The following is a 17,335-nucleotide window of genomic DNA, read 5'->3' as shown; positions in this document are numbered from 1 at the left end:
GTCACAGCTTCGGCGCAATCTCTTCGGTCCAGATCCGCTCCCGCTCCTCGGCCGACATGTGGCAGGCCGAGTAGTGACCGGTGCCGATCTGGTGCAGTTCGGGGCGCTCGCGACGGGTGATGTTGTCCTTGGGGATGTCCGCGTACGGGCAGCGCGGGTTGAAGGCGCAGCCGCTCGGCAGGTTGATCAGGCTGGGCGGGGAGCCCTTGACCGGGGTGAGCCGGTCGGTCTGCTCCCGGTCGATGCGCGGCATCGAGCCCAGCAGGCCCCAGGTGTACGGGTGCTGGGGTGTGGAGAAGACCTTGCCCGCCGGACCGCGCTCGACGCAGCGGCCGCCGTACATGACGAGGAGTTCGTCGGCCATCTCCGCGACGACGCCCAGGTCGTGCGTGATCATGATGACGGCCGAGCCGAACTCCTTCTGCAGGTCCCGGATCAGGTCGAGGATCTGCGCCTGCACCGTCACGTCGAGGGCCGTGGTCGGCTCGTCGGCGATCAGCAGCTCGGGGTTGTTCACCAGCGCCATCGCGATCATCGCGCGCTGGCGCATACCGCCGGAGAACTCGTGCGGGTAGGCGTCGACACGCTTGTCCGGCTGGGGGATGCCGACCCGGTCGAGCATCTCGATGGCCCGCTTGCGCGCCGTCTTCTTGTCCACGTTGTGGTGGACCCGGTACGCCTCCACGATCTGCTTGCCGATCGTGTAGTACGGGTGCAGCGCGGAGAGCGGGTCCTGGAAGATCATCGCCATGTCGCGGCCGCGCAGCTTGCGCACCTTGTCGGGGTCCGCGGTCAGCAGCTCGGTGCCGTCCAGCCAGATCTCGCCGCTGATCTGCGCCTTGCGCCGGCCGTACTGGCCCGCGGTGTGCAGGCCGAGGATGCCCAGCGACGTGACGGACTTGCCCGATCCGGACTCGCCGACGATGCCGAGGGTGCGGCCCTTCTCCAGCTTGAAGGAGAGCCCGTCGACGGACTTGACCAGACCGTCGTCGGTCGGGAAGTGCACCTTGAGGTCGCGGACCTCGAGGAAGGCCTTGGGAGCGGCCGGGGCGGCGACGGGTTCTCCGACCGCCGCACCGGTCTTGTGCAGTTCGGTCATCCCAGCCTCACTCGCGGGTCGATGACGGCGTACAGAAGGTCCACGACGAGGTTGGCGACGGCGATCGCGAGAGCCGCGAACAGCGTCACGCCGAGGATCACGGGCAGGTCCTTGTTGCTGATGGCCTGGACCGCCGCGAGGCCGAGACCCGGCAGGTTGAACGTGGACTCGGTGAGCACGGCGCCGCCGAGCAGCACACCGAGGTCGAGGCCGAAGACGGTGAGGATCGGGGTCATCGCGGAACGCAGGGCGTGCCGGGTGATGACCGCGGACTCGCCGAGTCCCTTGGCGCGCGCGGTGCGGATGTAGTCCTCGCCCAGGATCTCCAGCATCGTGGCTCTGGTGAGGCGGGCGTACATCGCGGCGTTGAGGAAGGCGAGCACGATCCACGGCAGGATCAGTGTCTCGAACCAGGTGCCGATGGAATCCTCGGTGGAGAGGCTGTCGGCGATGTGCACCCAGCCGAGGCTGTGCACGAAGACGCCCATCGCGACCATGCCCGTGAAGAAGACCGGCAGCGAGACACCGCCGAGGGCGATGGTCATGGCGGAACGGTCCCAGATGGTGCCGCGCTTGAGCGCGGACAGCACACCGGTGGCGACACCGGCGATCAGCCACAGGACGCAGGCACCGGCGGCGAGCGCCAGGGTGACCGGCAGCGCGTCCTTGAGGGTGTTCCAGACGGGCTCCTCGGTACGGAAGGAGTACCCGAAGCACGGGGCGCCGCAGTGGGTCACGTCATTGCCGTTGACGTAGTCGCGGCCCAGCGGGATGCCCTTGACGAAGTCCCAGAACTGAACGAGCACGGGGTCGTTCAGGCCGAGCTTCACCCGGATACCGGCGAGCTGCTCGGCTCCGGTTGCCTTGCCGGCGAAGAGGACGGCTACGTCCTGACCCGCCCATTTGGGCAGCATGAAGAAGATGGTGAACGTCGCGAGCAGCACGACGAGCACCATGATGACAACGGCGAACAGGCGCCGGATGAGATAAGCAAGCACTGTGCGCGGCCCGGCATCGGCCGGGAACTCCTTGTGGGAGTTCCCGGTCGGCGCCCGGGGCCATCACCTGCCCTTCGGACTGGCGGGTTTCGGCGGCGGAGGTCCAGATCCGGGCAACGGATCGACTCCGTTGCCCGGAAAGGGTGTTACTTGACGACGCCGAGGGAGGCGTAGTCGTAGCGACCGTTGTACGCGTCGGACATGTAGACGTTGGTCAGACGCGGGCCACGCCAGGTGATGTTCTTCTCGTAGATGAAGGGCATCCAGTCGGCCTGGTCGAGGATCCGGTGGTCGAGCTCCTCGTAGATCTTCCCGGCCTTCTCGGCGTCGGTCTCGGCGATCGCCTTGTCGAAGAGACCGTCGATCTTCTTGTCCTTGATCTGGGACTCGTTGTAGTTACCGGTGTCCGACAGGAACCGGCTGTCCCACAGCGGCTGGCCGAAGCCCTGGCCGGACGGGAAGTCCGGGCCCCAGCCGCTCATCGTCATGCCGTAGCCGCGCTCCTTGACGACCTTCGGCGAACCGGTGATCGCGGAGGTCTCGGCGCCGTCGAGGGAGTCGACCTCGAGCTTGATGCCGACCTTGGAGAGCTGCTCCTGGAGCGCCTCGGCGGTGTCGACCTCACCCGGCTGGTTGTTACGGGCGGTGATCTTCGTGGAGAAGCCGGCCGGCTTGCCGCACTCCTTCAGCTCGGCCTTGGCCTTGGTCACGTCCGGCTTGCCCTTGCGGGCGAGGACGCCGTACGGGTCGTAGTCGCTGTGGCCCTTGATGGAGACCGGCAGGGTCGAGTTGGCGATCTCGCCACCGGCCAGCTGGCCACCGCGGGTCTGCTGCAGACCGGCGAAGTCCGTCGCGTAGAACACGGCCTTGCGGCAGTGGACGTTGTCGAACGGCTTGGCGGTGTGGACCAGGGCGACGTAGCGGACGAACGAGGTCCGCATGTTGTCGACGCTGTCCTTGTGGTCCTGCACGGCGGTGACGCGACCCGACTGCGTCATGCCGGTGCCGTTCAGGTCGACGTCGTAGTCGCCTTCCATGAGGCGCTTGTCGTTCTCCTCCAGGTTGGCGGAGATCGTCACGTCGATCTTGTCGGGAAGCGCGGCGCGGATCGGGTCCGAGGCCTTCTTCCACTTGTCGTTGCGGACCAGCACGATCTTCTTGTTGGCCTTGTACGACTGGAACTTGTACGGGCCGGAGGAGAACGGGTGCTGGGTGTACTTGGTCGCCGTGTCCTTCTCCTGCTTCACCGGCGAGCCGGACGGCATGGCGAGGAACTGCTCGAAGTCACCGTTGGCCTTGGGCAGCTTGAAGACGATGGTCTTCGCGTCCGGCGTCTGGATCGACTTCAGGCCGAGCTTGTCCTTGGACTTGTCCTTGTAGGGGCCCTTGTACTCGCCCTTGGGGTCCAGGTTCTGCTTCAGGTACTGCGGACCACCGGTGATGGTGTCCGTCGCCCAGATGCGCTCGATGCCGTACTTGATGTCCTGCGAGGTGATCGGCGAACCGTCTTCCCACGTGACGCCGTCACGCAGGGTGTACGTGTAGGTCTTGCCGCCGTCGGTGACCTTCGCGGTGGAGGAGGCGAGGTCGCCGACCAGCTCGGTGGAGGCGGCGCCCGCCTTCGGCGCGAACGTCACCAGCTGACGCGTGTAGAACCGCATGAAGTCCCACGACATGCCGTAGTAGGCGCGCTGCGGGTCGGCGGAGTCCAGGTCCTGCTTGCCGACCATCTTCAGCGTGCCTCCCTTCTTCGTGGAGGCGTTGGCGATCTTGTTGTACGCCGCGTCGTAACCGGCGCCCTTCGACGAGTCCTTGGAGTCGCCGTCACCGCCGCCGCACGCCGTGGTCGACACGAGCGCCGCGACGACGAGGGCCGCGCCAGCGGCGAGCCGTCGCTTCGGGGAACTTGTGGGCATTTTCTCGTAACCTCCGAGATCGCGGTCCCGGGCAGAGCTGCCGGAGAACCATGGAGTAGAGCCACCTGACAGTGCGGCAGGGGCAGTTCGGTACAGACCTGTCGGGCCTGTGGCTTTACCGGGACCCCTTGGGGTCGAGCGCGTCGCGCAGCCCGTCGCCGAAGAGGTTGAACGCGAGGACGGTGATGAAGATCGTGACGCCCGGGAAGATCATGAACATCGGGTCGTGCTCGTACGTCTCGAGCGCGTCGCGGAGCATGCCGCCCCAGGACGCCGTGGGCGGCCGGACACCGGCGCCGAGGAAGCTGAGCGCGGCCTCCGTGAGGATGTTCGTCGGGATCATCAGCGTCATGTAGACGACGATCGGCGCGGCCAGGTTCGGCAGCAGCTCCCGGAAGAGGATGTGCCGCGAGCCGCCGCCCAACGACCGGGCCGCTTCCACGTATTCGCGCTCACGCAGCGAGAGCGTCTGCCCTCGGACGATGCGGCCGACGTACGGCCAGCCGAAGAAGCCGATGACCATCACGAGGACGGCGATGCGCACCCCGCTGCCGGTCAGGCCCAGCAGGTCGTCCGGGAGCACCGAGACCAGGGAGATGATGAAGAGCAGCTGCGGGAAGGAGAGCAGCACGTCCATGACGCGGCTGATCAGCGCGTCGACCCAGCCGCCGAAGTAGCCGGCGATGATGCCGAACAGCGTGCCGAGCGCCACCGCGAGGATCGCCGCGAGGAAGGCCACGAGCAGCGAGATGCGGGCGCCGTAGACGATGCGGCTGAACACGTCGCGGCCCTTGTTCGGCTCGACGCCGAACAGGAAGTCGCCGCTGACACCGCCCAGGGAGCCGGTGGGCAGGTTCGTCAGGGGGTCCAGCTTGTCCTGGTGGAACTGGTTCGGCGGGTGGCCGAGAAGGCTCACGATGAGCGGCGCGAAGACCGCCACCAGGATCAGGAAGACGACAACGATGCCACCGGCGAGGGCGACCTTGTCCCGCTTGAGGCGGTTCCAGGCGATCTGCTTCAGCGACCGGCCCTCGACCTTGCGGCCGGGCGCGCTCGCGGCGGCGTCGACCGCGGCGGTCGGATCCGCTTCCGCAGTCGTGTCGTGCAATGGTGCCGTCATCGTGGCAAGGACCCCTCTCAACCGGCGGTGACCGGCCCACACTTGCCGCTGTAGCGGCGTGATTCAGTCCGTCGTACAAAGAGGCGAAGCCCCTTGCTGCCGGAGTCTTCAACCTGTGTGCGATCTGTTGCCAGACTTGACGGGGAAAGGATGCCTAAACGTGATGCTGTCAGGGGTGTTCCGTTATCCGGACGGCTGTGAACGGGGTGCGGACGTTGGGCAGTTGGGTCGTTAGTGGCGCCAGCTCGGACATTGGGCCCACAACTGCCCATAGACCGTGGTCAGTACGAAGCGCCGTACGGCGGCGGATATCCGTACCCGCCACCGGCCGGGGCCGCCGGCGCGGCATGCGCCTCACGGTCGTAGAACGGCCGGGCGTTCGCCCGCAGCCACATCGCCACCGGGTCGTACGCGTCGGACATGGCCACCGTGGAGACCGGCAGGCCCTCCGGGACCGCCGCGACGGACTGCTGCATCATCGCGCGCACCGCGTCCACCGACGCGGGCGCCGTGTCGTACACGTCGAGGCCGATCGCCAGGTACGGCACGCCGATCGCGGGCTGCACCCAGGCGCGGCGCAGCGAGCGGATCGCGGTGGTGCGGTGCGCGTTCTGCGCGAGCAGCGCGTAGAACTGCGGGAGTTCGATGGTCGGCTCGGCCAGCCGCATCGGCCCGGCGGGCTGCCGGTCGAGCCCGCCCGCGATGCGGCGCAGGTCGAGCCAGGGCACGCCCACTCCGCCGCCGGGGGCGTGCGGGTTGAGCCACAGGCCGTAGTGGTCGGGGTAGAGGGTGCGGGCCGCGTCGACCCCGCCGACCACCTCGTAGGCGCGGGACCAGCCGGACGCGGAGAGTTCCTGAGCGGACGTCACGCAGGGTGCGTAGGAGAAACCGTCGACGTCCATGTTCCCGTACTGGGCGTCGGGCGAGCCGGCCTGGCCGTGCCAGAGCAGCATCCAGACCTGTCCGGCGGCGAGGGCCGCGAGGAGCGCCTCGTATGCGTCGTAGCGCCCGGGGGTCACCTGGCGCAGCATGTGCTCGACCTGTCCGGCCGCGGCCGTGCCCGACGCACTCACCCGTAACCGCCCCTTCGTGAACGTCCGTGTTCCGCCGTGACCGGAGGGCACAGCGCCGCCCGGTCAGGTCATGAAACCAGCTTAAGCGGCGTTCCTGACACCGACTTGACGGACGGCGTCACCGTTCCCGCGCGTAGAACGGACGTACGCGTGCGCGCAGGAAGTCGGCGACCGGGTCCTGCGTGACGTCGAGGAAGACCAGGTTCACCGGCCAGCCGACCGGTGCCCGGCCGAGCGCACGGCCCAGCGCGTCCAGCGGCAGATCGCGTGCGGCGCCCTCCCACTGGCTCAGTTCCACGCCGACGAACAGGGAGGGAGTCGCGTCCTCGACGACGGCGAGGCAGCGGCGGGCGCTCAGTACGGTGCCGGTCGCCTCGAACTCCTCGCGCACCGCCGCCAGGAAGTCCACCGGGTCGTGCTGCCAGTCCGGCTCGGAGAGCACGACGCGGCCGCCGGTGGCCGGGCCGTCCAGCGGGGTGCGGCCGCTGCGGGCCAGCTCGGCGACGGCGGCCGGGGGCAGCGGGATGCCGACCGCGCCGTCCGGGTTCACGGCGAGCCCGACCTGGGCGGGCAGTCCGCGCGCGAACTCGACGGCCGGGGCCACCGTGCAGTCCATGCGGCCGCCGGTGACCTGCATGAATTGCTGCTCGGAGCTGAAGACGGGCACGTACACCTGGCCCTCGATCTCCAGCGTCGGCAGGTCGAGGTCGCGGCTCGCGGTGCCGCCGCCCTGTGGCAGGGGTATCCAGACCGGGCTGCGGCCGAGGACCTCGACGATGCGGGCGCCCGCCCCTTCGACACCGAGTGCCGCGGCGAGGACCTCCTCCAGCTCGTTCGCCGGCCAGCCCCGCGTGGGGTGGGGGTGGGGGTGTGCGTCCTCGTGATGCGCCGGGTGCTCCATAGCCGCCGACGATAACGCGAACGTCCGGACGGGCGGGCTACTCCCCGGGCCCGGACGGCTGTTCCCTGAACGTGATCCCGCCGAGCGCGTCGGTCGCCGCCCGGTCCAGCAGCACCGCCGACTCGATCCCCGACGGCAGATCGCCCCGCTCCGTCGACGTCACCAGGGCGCCCACCGCCCGACGATGCCGCGCGAACGCGTACCGCGACACCCCTCGGCCGCGCTCCAGCTGCCCTTCGAGCGCCGTGTCCGGCGGCACGTCGAGGAGCAGCAGGTGGACGGAGGCGCCGCGCCGCCGGGCCGCGCGGGTCACCCAGCGGCGCACCCAGGCCTGGGTGCCGCAGTCGTGCACGACGACGCTGGCGCCCGAGCGCATCGCCCGCCGCAGGCCCACGTAGTGCGCGATGCGGACCAGCGGGCGGTAGAGCGCGTACGGCACCCGGCGGGGCAGCCGGGCGGCCCAGCGCTCCCGGGTGTCCTGCGAGTCGATGCGCACGACCGTGACGGCCCGCCGCATCAGGGTCGACTTGCCGCTGCCCGGCAGTCCGGAGAGCACGACGAAGTCGCCCGCCGCGAAGCCGATCCGGTGCGGTGTACGGCCATCGCGCCCTCGCAGGTCCCGCACCGAACGCTGCCGCGGGGCACGCACCCCCGGCACTCCCGGCACCACCGCCGACCCGGCCGAAGCCGTCGTCCCGTACGCGCCCACGACTGCCTTGTGCACCGTGATCGTCCTCCCCGTTCCGGTCACGCCACTCTTCTCACCAAGTGTAAAGAGAAGGTAATGCCCTACAAGAGGTTTCCCCGTTCCGCGGGCGTGCAATGATGTGCGCGCCACACGCACACAACCGCATACCGGCCGTTCGAATCCGCGCGGGAGAGTTCCGGACACGTACGTGTACCCGGACGCCGAAGGAGCAAGTTCCTCCCTTGAATCTCTCAGGCCCCGTACCGCGCGGGCGAGGCACATCTGAAAAGCGGGCCGCCCGGCCAGTCCGGCGGTCCCACCCAAGGTGCAAGTCATGACCACCAGTACGCGTGGTCGGGGCGAACCTCTCAGGTTCCGATGACAGATGGGGAGGAACCTCCGCCACGGGGGACCCCTCGCCATCGCCGTCACGCCCGGGAGCAGCACCATGACCCGTACCACCGCACTCGACGCCCTGCACCGCTCGCTGGGCGCCACGATGACCGACTTCGCCGGCTGGGACATGCCGCTGCGGTACGCCAGTGAGCGCGACGAGCACAACGCCGTGCGTACGAAGGCCGGCCTCTTCGACCTGTCGCACATGGGTGAGATCACGGTGTCGGGACCGGACGCGGCGGCGTTCCTGAACTTCTCGCTCGTGGGCAACATCGCCACGGTCGGTGTCGGCCGCGCCCGCTACACCATGATCTGCCGCGCGGACGGCGGCATCCTCGACGACCTGATCGTCTACCGCCTCGGTGAGACCGAGGCCCCCGAATATCTGGTGGTCGCGAACGCGGGCAACGCGCAGACCGTCCTGGACGCCCTGACCGAGCGCGTCGCCGGGTTCGACGCCGAGGTCCGCGACGACCGGGACGCGTACGCGCTGATCGCCGTGCAGGGCCCGCACTCCCCCGCCATCGTGAAGTCCGTCACGGACGCCGACCTGGACGGGCTGAAGTACTACGCCGGTCTGCCCGGCACCGTCGCCGGTGTCGAGGCGCTCATCGCGCGTACCGGCTACACCGGCGAGGACGGCTTCGAGCTGTTCGTCGCCCCCGCCGACGCGGAGAAGCTGTGGCAGGCGCTGACCGAGGCGGGCGCCGAGTACGGCCTCACCCCGTGCGGCCTGTCCTGCCGCGACACGCTGCGCCTGGAGGCGGGCATGCCGCTGTACGGGCACGAGCTGACCACGGAGCTGACGCCGTTCGACGCGGGGCTCGGCCGGGTCGTGAAGTTCGAGAAGGACGGCGACTTCGTGGGCCGCGAGGCCCTGACGGCCGCCGCCGGTCGCGCCGAGACCGCCCCGCCCCGCAAGCTCGTCGGCCTGGTCGCCGAGGGCCGCCGCGTCCCGCGCGCGGGCATGCCGGTCGTCCACGAGGGCCAGGTGGTCGGCGAGGTCACCTCCGGCGCCCCCTCCCCGACCCTGGGCAAGCCGATCGCCATCGCGTACGTGGACGCCGCGCTCGCCGCGCCCGGCACGGCAGGCGTGGGCGTGGACATCCGCGGTACGCATGAGCCGTACGAGGTCGTGGCGCTGCCGTTCTACAAGCGCCAGAAGTAACCCGCGCCACCCCGTAGCGCTCACCCCACTGTCACCAGCACCGTCCCGCGTACAGGAGAATTCGCCTCATGAGCAACCCCCAGCAGCTGCGTTACAGCAAGGAGCACGAGTGGCTGTCGGCCGTGGAGGACGGCGTCGCCACGGTCGGTATCACGGAGCACGCGGCCAACGCGCTCGGTGACATCGTGTTCGTCCAGCTCCCCGAGGTCGGCGACACCATCACCGCGGGCGAGACCTGCGGCGAACTGGAGTCCACCAAGTCGGTCTCCGACCTGTACTCCCCGGTCTCGGGCGAGGTCACCGAGGCCAACCAGGACGTCGTCGACGACCCGTCCCTGGTGAACTCGGCCCCCTTCGAGGGCGGCTGGCTGTTCAAGGTCCGGATCTCCGAGGAGCCCAAGGACCTGCTCACCGCCGACGAGTACACCGAGTTCTCCGGGAGCTGACCGAAGATGTCTGAAAAGTCCGCACTGAACGCGTCCCTGCACGAGCTCGACCCGGACGTGGCCAAGGCCGTCGACGCCGAGCTGCACCGCCAGCAGTCGACCCTCGAAATGATCGCGTCGGAGAACTTCGCGCCGGTCGCCGTCATGGAGGCCCAGGGCTCGGTCCTCACCAACAAGTACGCCGAGGGCTACCCCGGCCGCCGCTACTACGGCGGCTGCGAGCACGTCGACGTCACCGAGCAGATCGCGATCGACCGGGTCAAGGAGCTGTTCGGCGCCGAGTACGCCAACGTGCAGCCGCACTCCGGCGCCTCCGCGAACCAGGCCGCCCTCTTCGCGCTCGCCAAGCCCGGCGACACGATCCTCGGCCTGGACCTGGCGCACGGCGGCCACCTCACGCACGGCATGCGCCTGAACTTCTCCGGCAAGCAGTTCAACGTGGTCGCGTACCACGTCGACGACAACGGCCTGGTCGACATGGCCGAGCTGGAGCGGCTCGCCAAGGAGCACCGCCCGAAGGTGATCATCGCCGGCTGGTCGGCGTACCCGCGCCAGCTGGACTTCGCCGAGTTCCGTCGCATCGCCGACGAGGTCGAGGCGTACCTGTGGGTCGACATGGCGCACTTCGCGGGCCTCGTGGCCGCGGGCCTGCACCCGAACCCGGTCGAGCACGCGGACGTCGTCACCTCCACGACGCACAAGACGCTCGGCGGTCCCCGCGGCGGCATCATCCTCGCCAAGAAGGACTTCGCGAAGAAGCTGAACTCGTCCGTCTTCCCGGGCTTCCAGGGCGGCCCCCTGGAGCACGTGATCGCGGCGAAGGCGGTCTCCTTCAAGCTCGCGGCCTCGGACGACTTCAAGGAGCGCCAGCAGCGCACGATCGAGGGCGCCCGCATCCTCGCCGAGCGTCTGACCTCCGAGGACGCCCGCGCCCACGGCGTGAACGTGCTCTCCGGCGGTACGGACGTGCACCTGGTCCTGGTCGACCTGCGCGACTCCGAGCTCGACGGCCAGCAGGCCGAGGACCGCCTCCACGAGGTCGGCATCACGGTCAACCGCAACGCCGTCCCGAACGACCCGCGCCCGCCGATGGTCACCTCCGGCCTGCGCATCGGCACGCCCGCCCTCGCCACCCGCGGCTTCACCGCCGAGGACTTCACCGAGGTCGCCGACGTGATCGCCGAGGCCCTCAAGCCGTCCTACGACGCGGACGCCCTCAAGGCCCGGGTGACCGCTCTGGCCGAGAAGCACCCCCTGTACCCCGGCCTGTAGGGAATTGGACGCAGTTACGTACCCTTGCGTACGTACACACTTCCGGGGCACCGCGCACACTGGAAACAGAAGGATCCAGCGCGCACGGTGCCCCGCCCGTGTTCCTGAACCCGTTCCCGCACATCCGCACGACCCGGCAGACAACGGCGTCTACCACCCACCATTGGAGTCCTCACCGTGGCCATCTCGGTCTTCGACCTGTTCTCGATCGGCATCGGCCCGTCCAGCTCGCACACAGTCGGCCCGATGCGCGCCGCGCGGATGTTCGCGCGGCGCCTGAAGAACGAGGGCCTGCTGGCCCACACCGTCTCGATACGCGCCGAGCTGTACGGTTCGCTCGGCGCGACCGGCCACGGGCACGGCACGCCGAAGGCGGTCCTGCTCGGCCTGGAGGGCGAGTCCCCGCGCACCGTCGACGTCGAGCACGCCGACGAGCGGGTGGAGACGATCAGGTCGTCCGGCCGGCTCAACCTGCTCGGCGTGCACGACATCGCCTTCTCCTACGACGACGACCTGATCCTGCACCGCCGCGAGACGCTGCCCTACCACGCCAACGGCATGCGGCTGTGGGCCCACGACGCCGAGGGCGCCGAGCTGCTGACCAAGACGTACTACTCGGTGGGCGGCGGCTTCGTCGTCGACGAGGATGCCGTGGCCGGCGAGAACCCGGTCGTGCCGGACGACACCGTCCTGAAGTACCCGTTCCGCACCGGCGACGAGCTGCTGCGCCTCACCCGCGAGACGGGCCTGTCCATCCCGGCGCTGATGCTGGAGAACGAGAAGGCCTGGCGCACCGAGGACGAGATCCGCTCCGGGCTGCTCGAACTCTGGCGCGTGATGCAGGCGTGCGTGTCGCGCGGCATGTCCCGCGAGGGCATCCTGCCGGGCGGCCTCAAGGTCCGCCGCCGGGCCGCGGGCTCGGCCCGCAAGCTGCGCGCCGAGGGCGAGCCGCTGGCGCACGCCATGGAGTGGATCACGCTGTACGCGATGGCGGTGAACGAGGAGAACGCGGCCGGCGGCCGGGTGGTCACCGCCCCGACGAACGGCGCGGCCGGCATCATCCCGTCCGTCCTGCACTACTACGTGAACTTCGTGCCCGGCGGGTCCTCCCAGGAAAAAGACGAGGGCGTGGTCCGCTTCCTGCTCTCGGCCGGAGCGATCGGCATGCTGTTCAAGGAGAACGCCTCGATCTCGGGCGCCGAGGTCGGCTGCCAGGGCGAGGTCGGCTCGGCCTGCTCGATGGCGGCGGGCGCGCTCGCCGAGGTCCTCGGCGGCAGCCCGGAACAGGTGGAGAACGCGGCCGAGATCGGCATGGAGCACAACCTCGGCCTGACCTGCGACCCCGTCGGCGGCCTCGTCCAGATCCCCTGCATCGAGCGCAACGGCATGGCGGCCGTGAAGGCGGTCACCGCCGCCAAGATGGCGATGCGCGGCGACGGCTCGCACAAGGTCTCCCTCGACAAGGTCATCAAGACCATGAAGGAGACCGGCGCGGACATGAGCGTGAAGTACAAGGAGACGGCGCGGGGCGGGCTCGCCGTCAACATCATCGAGTGCTGATCACCGAGTGCTGAGAGGGCACACCCTGCGCAGCAGGTTCGCGACACACGACCAGTTACGAGATCCGCTCCCGCGATCTGAATGTATCGAATCGACCCCTCGAACCACTTATGGGGGTACCATTTGATACATGAGTGCTGCGGAAATCTCGCGCCTGGAGCAGCGGCTGTCCGACCTATCCCCTACGTTCACGACAGCGCAGGCACGTCAGGCCCTGCTCTCCGCTCGCGATGTGGCGCACCTGGTCGCCGAAGGCGAGATAGACGAACTGTCCCGTGGTGTGTACCGGCGGGCAGACGCGCCGGAGACTGCACACGCAGACCTACTGGCCGTGTGCACTCGGGCGCCTCGCGCGGTCCTCTGCGGGGAGTCCGCCCTGGCTCTGCACGAGCTGATCGACGACATCCCCAGCGCGGTACACATCGCCGTACCACGCGGCTCACGCCGTCCTACGATCTCTTATCCCCCGACCGTGGTGGCGCAGTACACGGCGAAGACTTTCAACCTCGGCGTCGAACGGTTCGAGGCCGCACCAGGGGAGACAATTCCCTCCTACAACGCCGCCCGCAGCGTTGTCGACGCGATGCGCCACCGTGGCAGAATCGGCGAGACCACGGCCCTGTCGGCACTTGGCCGCTACCTGCGTCGCAACGGACGGAGCGGGGGCGGCGAACTCCAGCTCATCGCCCGCGAACTGGGCGCGCTCTCCATCATCCGTCCCGCCGTAGAGGCGGTGCTCGCCTGATGGTCAACCCAACCCGTAGTACCACCGCAGGGCGCGTCTACAACGACCTGCGCAAACTGGCCCGCCGCGACGACCGTTCAACGGACGAGGTGATGGTCGAGTACGTGCTCGAACGCTTCCTCTACCGCCTGGCGGCATCCCCTCTCGGCCGCGAACACTTCATCCTCTAGGGCGGCTTGCTGCTCGCCCAATTCGGCGCCCGCCGGACAACCCGGGACATCGACATCCTCGGTCACGCGTTCTCCGGCGAGGAAGCCGAGATCACCCACAGAATCGCCACGATCGCAGCCACAGAGGTCGATGACGGTGTGGCATTCGACTCCGCCACGCTCAGAACCGTACCCATCCGAGAGGAGGACGAGTATCACGGTCTGCGGCTGTCCATGGCCGCATCGATCGCCCGGGCACGTCTCAAACTCCAACTGGACATCAGCTTCGGCGATCCCGTCACTCCTGGACCTCAGACCATCGACTACCCACAGCAGCTCACCCCGGAAAGCTTCCCGCTCCTCGGCCACCCGCTCGCCACGGTCATCGCCGAGAAGCTTTCCACCGCCGTCTCACTCGGCGATCTCAACACTCGCGATCGGGACTACGCGGACCTCTACCGCCTGCTGACGCTGAACAATCTCAGCGGCGGAGAACTGACCGCGGCACTGGCCGCCACAGCCACACACCGCAGCATCGAGTTGAAGCCCCTCAGCGCCGCGATCACCGACCTCGCCGAGCGCCGCCAATCCTCCTACGCCGCCTGGCGCCGACGACAGGGGCCTTCTTCGGCCGGTTACCCGAATCTCTTCACTGACGTGGTCGGCGTTGTGGTCGCATTCGCAGACCCGCTGCTCGCAGGCGCTGCCGACACACGTGTTTGGAGCAGCTCAGCCAGTACGTGGATGTGATACGCCTGACACACGAATGGTGGATGCCGCCCCGTTCGCGATGCCGCGAAGATGCGGCAACTCCCCGTACGTAGAACGACGTTACAGACGCGGACTACACAGGCCATGAGCTCGGCGGTGAAGACCACGAGGCTGCGGAAGCAAGAAGCAGGGCCGATCCGTTCGGCCACGGCGGTCAGGCCGGCCCGGATCCCACCCACAACTTGAGCCTTTTCCAACCTCATACGGAAGCGGCGAGGTGAAGGGCGAGTATCGCCCGTACGAGGCCGGTGATCCGGGTGGTGCTGCACCGGATCTTGCGGAGGACGCGCCAGCTCTTCAGGGTGGCCATGGCTTGTTCGCCGACGCACCGGATCTTGGCGTGGGTGGTGTTGTGACGCCGCTGCCATCGCTTGAGCTTCCGGCCTCGGATCGGTACGCGGACGTGGCGGCCGGCGCCCTGGTAGGCGCGGTCGGCCCAGCACTCCAATTCGGCCGCTGCCAGGGCCTCGACGAGTCCGTGGGCACGGGCCCCGGTCAGATCATGGGTAGAACCGGGCAGGGCCGGAGAAGCCCAGATGAGACAACCGAACGGATCGGTCATCACCTGCACGTTCACGCCGTGGCGCTTGTGTTTCCCCGAGTAGTACGGGCGGTCGACGGCGATCCGGTCGATCGGCAACAAGGTGCCGTCCAGGATGACGAACGCTTTGTGTCGTGCGGCCCCCACGGGCCTCGGTCAGCGTGGGCGCGATAGCGACGAGGACGTTGATGGCCTCTCGTATGTAGCGGTAGACCGTGGCGATCCCCACGCCGAACCCTGTGGCGAGCTGGGCGTAGGTGTCACCGCACCGCAGGTGGGCCGGCGTGAGCAGGGCCTGGCGCCCCGTAGACAGACGTCGCCACCGCGTACCGACTTCCCCTCGCCGCGTAGCAAGTTGCCTGCTCAGGTATCGCAAGATACGGCTCGACAGATCGATGGCGCATGGGTAGACAAGCACGTGAAACTCCTGGCGGACAGGGTGATCTTGGTCGTGAACCCGTCTACCAGGAGCTTCGTCGTTCCGTACAGCCCTCCGCCGCTAACGCCTCTGCGCAGCCAACAGGTTGGGAAAGGCTTATTAGCTCGGACGGCCGTGGAGCGTAGGCCGAAAACCAGTGATGTGCAGTGAGAAACGCACCAGCCCTCTCACCCCTCACCGTCCCCCGATGAACGTCAAGTAGAAGGAGACGGCGCGCGGCGGGCTTGCGGTGCACATCATCGAGTGCTGACCCGCCGCGCCCGGACTCAGAGGTTCGCGGTGGTTCCCTCGCCCGAGCCGCTGCCCGCGAGCCACTGGTCCCAGCTCAGGTTGAACGACGCGTACCCGTTGTCGGCCGGGGCCTTGGCGCGCGGGGAGCCGGTGATGGTGATCGGGTCGCCCTGCTTGACCTGCCCGTAGAACCACTTGGCGTCGGCGAGCGAGAGGTGGACGCAGCCGTGCGAGCCGCGGGCGCTGCCGCCGCCCGGGTTCGGGTCGCCGGTGGAGTAGTGGACGTAGGTGCCGGACTGGGTGAGGTGGACGTCCCAGGGCAGGGTCAGGTCGTAGTAGTTGGCGCTGCCCTTGTCGCAGCTGATGCCGACGCTGCAGGAGGTCATGTGGACCTTCTCCTGCTTGTCGATGACGGCCATCGTGCCGTTCCAGGTCGGGTACTCGGCGCTGCCCGCGTTGATCGACAGGGTGCGTACCGTCGAGCCGTTCTTGGTGACCTTCATGGTGTGGCCGGTGACGGAGACATCGGCGCGGACGTCGTCGCCGACCTTGAAGGTGTGGGTGTAACTGCGCACGCCGTACCGGCCGTTGCCGTTGGTGACGCCCTTCATGTCGGCGTCGACCTTGACCGTCGTACCGGAGGGCCAGTACTCCTTCGGCCGCCAGTCGGCGCGCTTGTCACCGAACCAGTGCCAGGCGCCCTCCACCGGCTGCGAGGCGCTCACCTTCATGTGCTTCTCGACCGCGGCCCGCGCCTTGGCGGCCACCGGGTTGGTGAACACCACCGAGACCGGCATCGCCACGCCGACCGTGGTGCCGGTCTGCGGGGTGATCGTCTCCAGGAGCATCGGCGGGCCCTTGGGCTTCGCCGGTGCGTGCGACGCGCTCGCACTCGGCTTCCCCGCGGCCCTGCCGTCGTCCCCGCCCGACCCGCTGCCGCTGCCGCCGCAGGCGCTCACGCCCGCCAGCGCCGCAACCGTCACGAGCGCGATCCCTATGCCGCTGCCCTTGCGCCGTCCCACGACCTGCCCCACTCTCTCCGTCACGCCGCGCGCCCCGATGGGGCCCGCTCCCTGTCCCCCGACTCCCTGTGAGACAGCGGAGGGACCGACGGTAGTTGCGTATCCCCGTGTAAAGCGTGTTCCAAGACTGCGGGCGGGCAAACGACCGCTGACCGAGACGCTGCCCTTCCGACGGTGCCTGACCGGTAACGATGGGTATGCCGATCTCGTCGCCCCACCGGCTTGGAGGCCCCTGCATGATTCGTGGCATCGATGTCAGCGCGTACCAGTCCTCGTTCGACACGGACGGCCTGTCGTTCGTCTTCATCAAAGCGACGGAAGGCCGCAGTTACGTCAACCCGCGGCTGGCCGCGCAGACGAAGAAGGCCCGCGACGGGGGCTGTGTCGTCGGCTTCTACCACTTCCTGTGGCCGGGGAACCTGACGGCACAGGCCGAGTACTTCGTGAGCAAGGCACCCGAGAAGGCGGGTGACCTGCTGGCCGTGGACTGGGAGACGACCGGCGACGGCACGCGCGCGAGCAACGCGGAGAAGGACAAGTTCATCCGGGAGGTGAAGCGGCTGCGGCCGGACAACCGGGTCGTGCTCTACACGAACCGGAACTTCTGGCTGACCGTCGACACGACGTCGTACGCCGGTGACGGCCTGTGGATCGCCGACTACGTGACGTCGGGGAAGCCGCGCATCCAGGCGGACTGGCGCTTCCACCAGTACACCGACGAACCCCTCGACAAGAACGTGGCCGACTTCGCGAGCAAGGCTGCGCTGCGCGAGTGGGCCACGCCCTGACGGACACCGGGG

General features: G+C 68.7%; 16 protein-coding genes, 1 pseudogene and 1 riboswitch. Of the genes and pseudogenes, 8 read left to right on the top strand and 9 right to left on the bottom strand.

Translation table 11 applies throughout. The features are described from left to right. Window position 1: 1 nt before the first annotated feature. The 7 genes from AB0J02_RS38745 to AB0J02_RS38715 all read right to left on the bottom strand — a co-directional run bounded on the left by AB0J02_RS38745 (window position 2) and on the right by AB0J02_RS38715 (window position 7,777). The gene (locus AB0J02_RS38745) at window positions 2-1,099 is read right to left on the bottom strand and encodes an ABC transporter ATP-binding protein (protein ID WP_363198587.1); all 1,098 of its coding nucleotides are present in this window, start codon (window positions 1,097-1,099) and stop codon (window positions 2-4) included. Then, complete coding sequence (locus tag AB0J02_RS38740) at window positions 1,096-2,097, bottom strand: ABC transporter permease (RefSeq protein WP_363198586.1); 1,002 nt, start codon at window positions 2,095-2,097, stop codon at window positions 1,096-1,098. Before AB0J02_RS38740 ends, AB0J02_RS38745 begins: the two co-directional genes overlap by 4 nt. Window positions 2,098-2,243: 146 nt before the next feature. Continuing rightward, window positions 2,244-4,013, bottom strand: coding sequence for an ABC transporter substrate-binding protein (locus AB0J02_RS38735; protein ID WP_363198585.1), 1,770 nt, complete (start codon window positions 4,011-4,013; stop codon window positions 2,244-2,246). A gap of 115 nt (window positions 4,014-4,128) precedes the next feature. After that, window positions 4,129-5,133: an ABC transporter permease gene (locus tag AB0J02_RS38730; RefSeq protein ID WP_363198584.1), complete on the bottom strand. Its 1,005-nt coding sequence runs from the start codon at window positions 5,131-5,133 to the stop codon at window positions 4,129-4,131. Between the two features lie 281 nt (window positions 5,134-5,414). Continuing rightward, on the bottom strand, window positions 5,415-6,206 hold the full coding sequence (locus tag AB0J02_RS38725; RefSeq protein ID WP_363198583.1) for an enhanced serine sensitivity protein SseB C-terminal domain-containing protein: 792 nt from the start codon (window positions 6,204-6,206) through the stop codon (window positions 5,415-5,417). Between the two features lie 118 nt (window positions 6,207-6,324). Further along, window positions 6,325-7,107, bottom strand: a complete 783-nt coding sequence (locus AB0J02_RS38720) for an enhanced serine sensitivity protein SseB (protein WP_363198582.1) — start codon at window positions 7,105-7,107, stop codon at window positions 6,325-6,327. Window positions 7,108-7,144: 37 nt separating this feature from the next. Continuing rightward, window positions 7,145-7,777 (bottom strand): AAA family ATPase, encoded by a 633-nt coding sequence (locus AB0J02_RS38715; protein ID WP_363198613.1) that lies wholly within the window; start codon window positions 7,775-7,777, stop codon window positions 7,145-7,147. A 194-nt stretch (window positions 7,778-7,971) separates the two neighbouring features. Further along, window positions 7,972-8,071, top strand: a riboswitch (glycine riboswitch). A gap of 172 nt (window positions 8,072-8,243) precedes the next feature. On the opposite strand from AB0J02_RS38715, the gene gcvT reads away from it, so the two are divergent. The 7 genes from gcvT to AB0J02_RS38680 all read left to right on the top strand — a co-directional run bounded on the left by gcvT (window position 8,244) and on the right by AB0J02_RS38680 (window position 14,281). Continuing rightward, the gene (gene gcvT, locus AB0J02_RS38710) at window positions 8,244-9,359 is read left to right on the top strand and encodes a glycine cleavage system aminomethyltransferase GcvT (protein ID WP_363198581.1); all 1,116 of its coding nucleotides are present in this window, start codon (window positions 8,244-8,246) and stop codon (window positions 9,357-9,359) included. A 68-nt stretch (window positions 9,360-9,427) separates the two neighbouring features. Beyond that, window positions 9,428-9,805 (top strand): glycine cleavage system protein GcvH, encoded by a 378-nt coding sequence (gcvH, locus tag AB0J02_RS38705; RefSeq protein WP_363198580.1) that lies wholly within the window; start codon window positions 9,428-9,430, stop codon window positions 9,803-9,805. 6 nt (window positions 9,806-9,811) lie between these two features. After that, the gene (glyA, locus tag AB0J02_RS38700) at window positions 9,812-11,077 is read left to right on the top strand and encodes a serine hydroxymethyltransferase (protein WP_363198579.1); all 1,266 of its coding nucleotides are present in this window, start codon (window positions 9,812-9,814) and stop codon (window positions 11,075-11,077) included. 177 nt (window positions 11,078-11,254) lie between these two features. Continuing rightward, window positions 11,255-12,637, top strand: a complete 1,383-nt coding sequence (locus AB0J02_RS38695) for an L-serine ammonia-lyase (RefSeq protein WP_363198578.1) — start codon at window positions 11,255-11,257, stop codon at window positions 12,635-12,637. A 130-nt stretch (window positions 12,638-12,767) separates the two neighbouring features. Then, window positions 12,768-13,382: a type IV toxin-antitoxin system AbiEi family antitoxin domain-containing protein gene (locus AB0J02_RS38690; RefSeq protein ID WP_363198577.1), complete on the top strand. Its 615-nt coding sequence runs from the start codon at window positions 12,768-12,770 to the stop codon at window positions 13,380-13,382. After that, window positions 13,382-13,552: a hypothetical protein gene (locus tag AB0J02_RS38685; RefSeq protein WP_363198576.1), complete on the top strand. Its 171-nt coding sequence runs from the start codon at window positions 13,382-13,384 to the stop codon at window positions 13,550-13,552. The genes AB0J02_RS38690 and AB0J02_RS38685 overlap by 1 nt, the downstream gene beginning before the upstream one ends. Before the next feature lie 6 nt (window positions 13,553-13,558). Continuing rightward, complete coding sequence (locus AB0J02_RS38680) at window positions 13,559-14,281, top strand: nucleotidyl transferase AbiEii/AbiGii toxin family protein (protein ID WP_363198575.1); 723 nt, start codon at window positions 13,559-13,561, stop codon at window positions 14,279-14,281. Between the two features lie 220 nt (window positions 14,282-14,501). Here AB0J02_RS38680 and AB0J02_RS38675 read toward each other — a convergent pair. Both AB0J02_RS38675 and AB0J02_RS38670 read right to left on the bottom strand, forming a co-directional pair. Next, a pseudogene (locus AB0J02_RS38675) lies at window positions 14,502-15,261 on the bottom strand (transposase family protein). A gap of 287 nt (window positions 15,262-15,548) precedes the next feature. Beyond that, on the bottom strand, window positions 15,549-16,535 hold the full coding sequence (locus AB0J02_RS38670) for a L,D-transpeptidase (RefSeq protein ID WP_363198612.1): 987 nt from the start codon (window positions 16,533-16,535) through the stop codon (window positions 15,549-15,551). A gap of 236 nt (window positions 16,536-16,771) precedes the next feature. On the opposite strand from AB0J02_RS38670, the gene AB0J02_RS38665 reads away from it, so the two are divergent. Then, window positions 16,772-17,323: a glycoside hydrolase family 25 protein gene (locus AB0J02_RS38665; RefSeq protein ID WP_363198574.1), complete on the top strand. Its 552-nt coding sequence runs from the start codon at window positions 16,772-16,774 to the stop codon at window positions 17,321-17,323. Window positions 17,324-17,335: the final 12 nt, after the last annotated feature.

It is taken from the genome of Streptomyces sp. NPDC050264 (genome assembly GCF_040655895.1).
In the GTDB taxonomy this organism is placed as follows: Bacteria; Actinomycetota; Actinomycetes; order Streptomycetales; family Streptomycetaceae; genus Streptomyces.
Note: the sequence above shows the minus strand (reverse complement) of the source record. Positions and strands in the feature narration are given on the sequence as shown.

Coding starts and splice junctions, on each gene's coding strand:
- AB0J02_RS38745 (WP_363198587.1), bottom strand. CDS start 1,099: ATGACCGAACTGCACAAGACCGGTGCGGCGGTCGGAGAACCCGTCGCC.
- AB0J02_RS38735 (WP_363198585.1), bottom strand. CDS start 4,013: ATGCCCACAAGTTCCCCGAAGCGACGGCTCGCCGCTGGCGCGGCCCTC.
- AB0J02_RS38730 (WP_363198584.1), bottom strand. CDS start 5,133: ATGACGGCACCATTGCACGACACGACTGCGGAAGCGGATCCGACCGCC.
- AB0J02_RS38720 (WP_363198582.1), bottom strand. CDS start 7,107: ATGGAGCACCCGGCGCATCACGAGGACGCACACCCCCACCCCCACCCC.
- gcvT (WP_363198581.1), top strand. CDS start 8,244: ATGACCCGTACCACCGCACTCGACGCCCTGCACCGCTCGCTGGGCGCC.
- gcvH (WP_363198580.1), top strand. CDS start 9,428: ATGAGCAACCCCCAGCAGCTGCGTTACAGCAAGGAGCACGAGTGGCTG.
- glyA (WP_363198579.1), top strand. CDS start 9,812: ATGTCTGAAAAGTCCGCACTGAACGCGTCCCTGCACGAGCTCGACCCG.
- AB0J02_RS38690 (WP_363198577.1), top strand. CDS start 12,768: ATGAGTGCTGCGGAAATCTCGCGCCTGGAGCAGCGGCTGTCCGACCTA.
- AB0J02_RS38685 (WP_363198576.1), top strand. CDS start 13,382: ATGGTCAACCCAACCCGTAGTACCACCGCAGGGCGCGTCTACAACGAC.
- AB0J02_RS38665 (WP_363198574.1), top strand. CDS start 16,772: ATGATTCGTGGCATCGATGTCAGCGCGTACCAGTCCTCGTTCGACACG.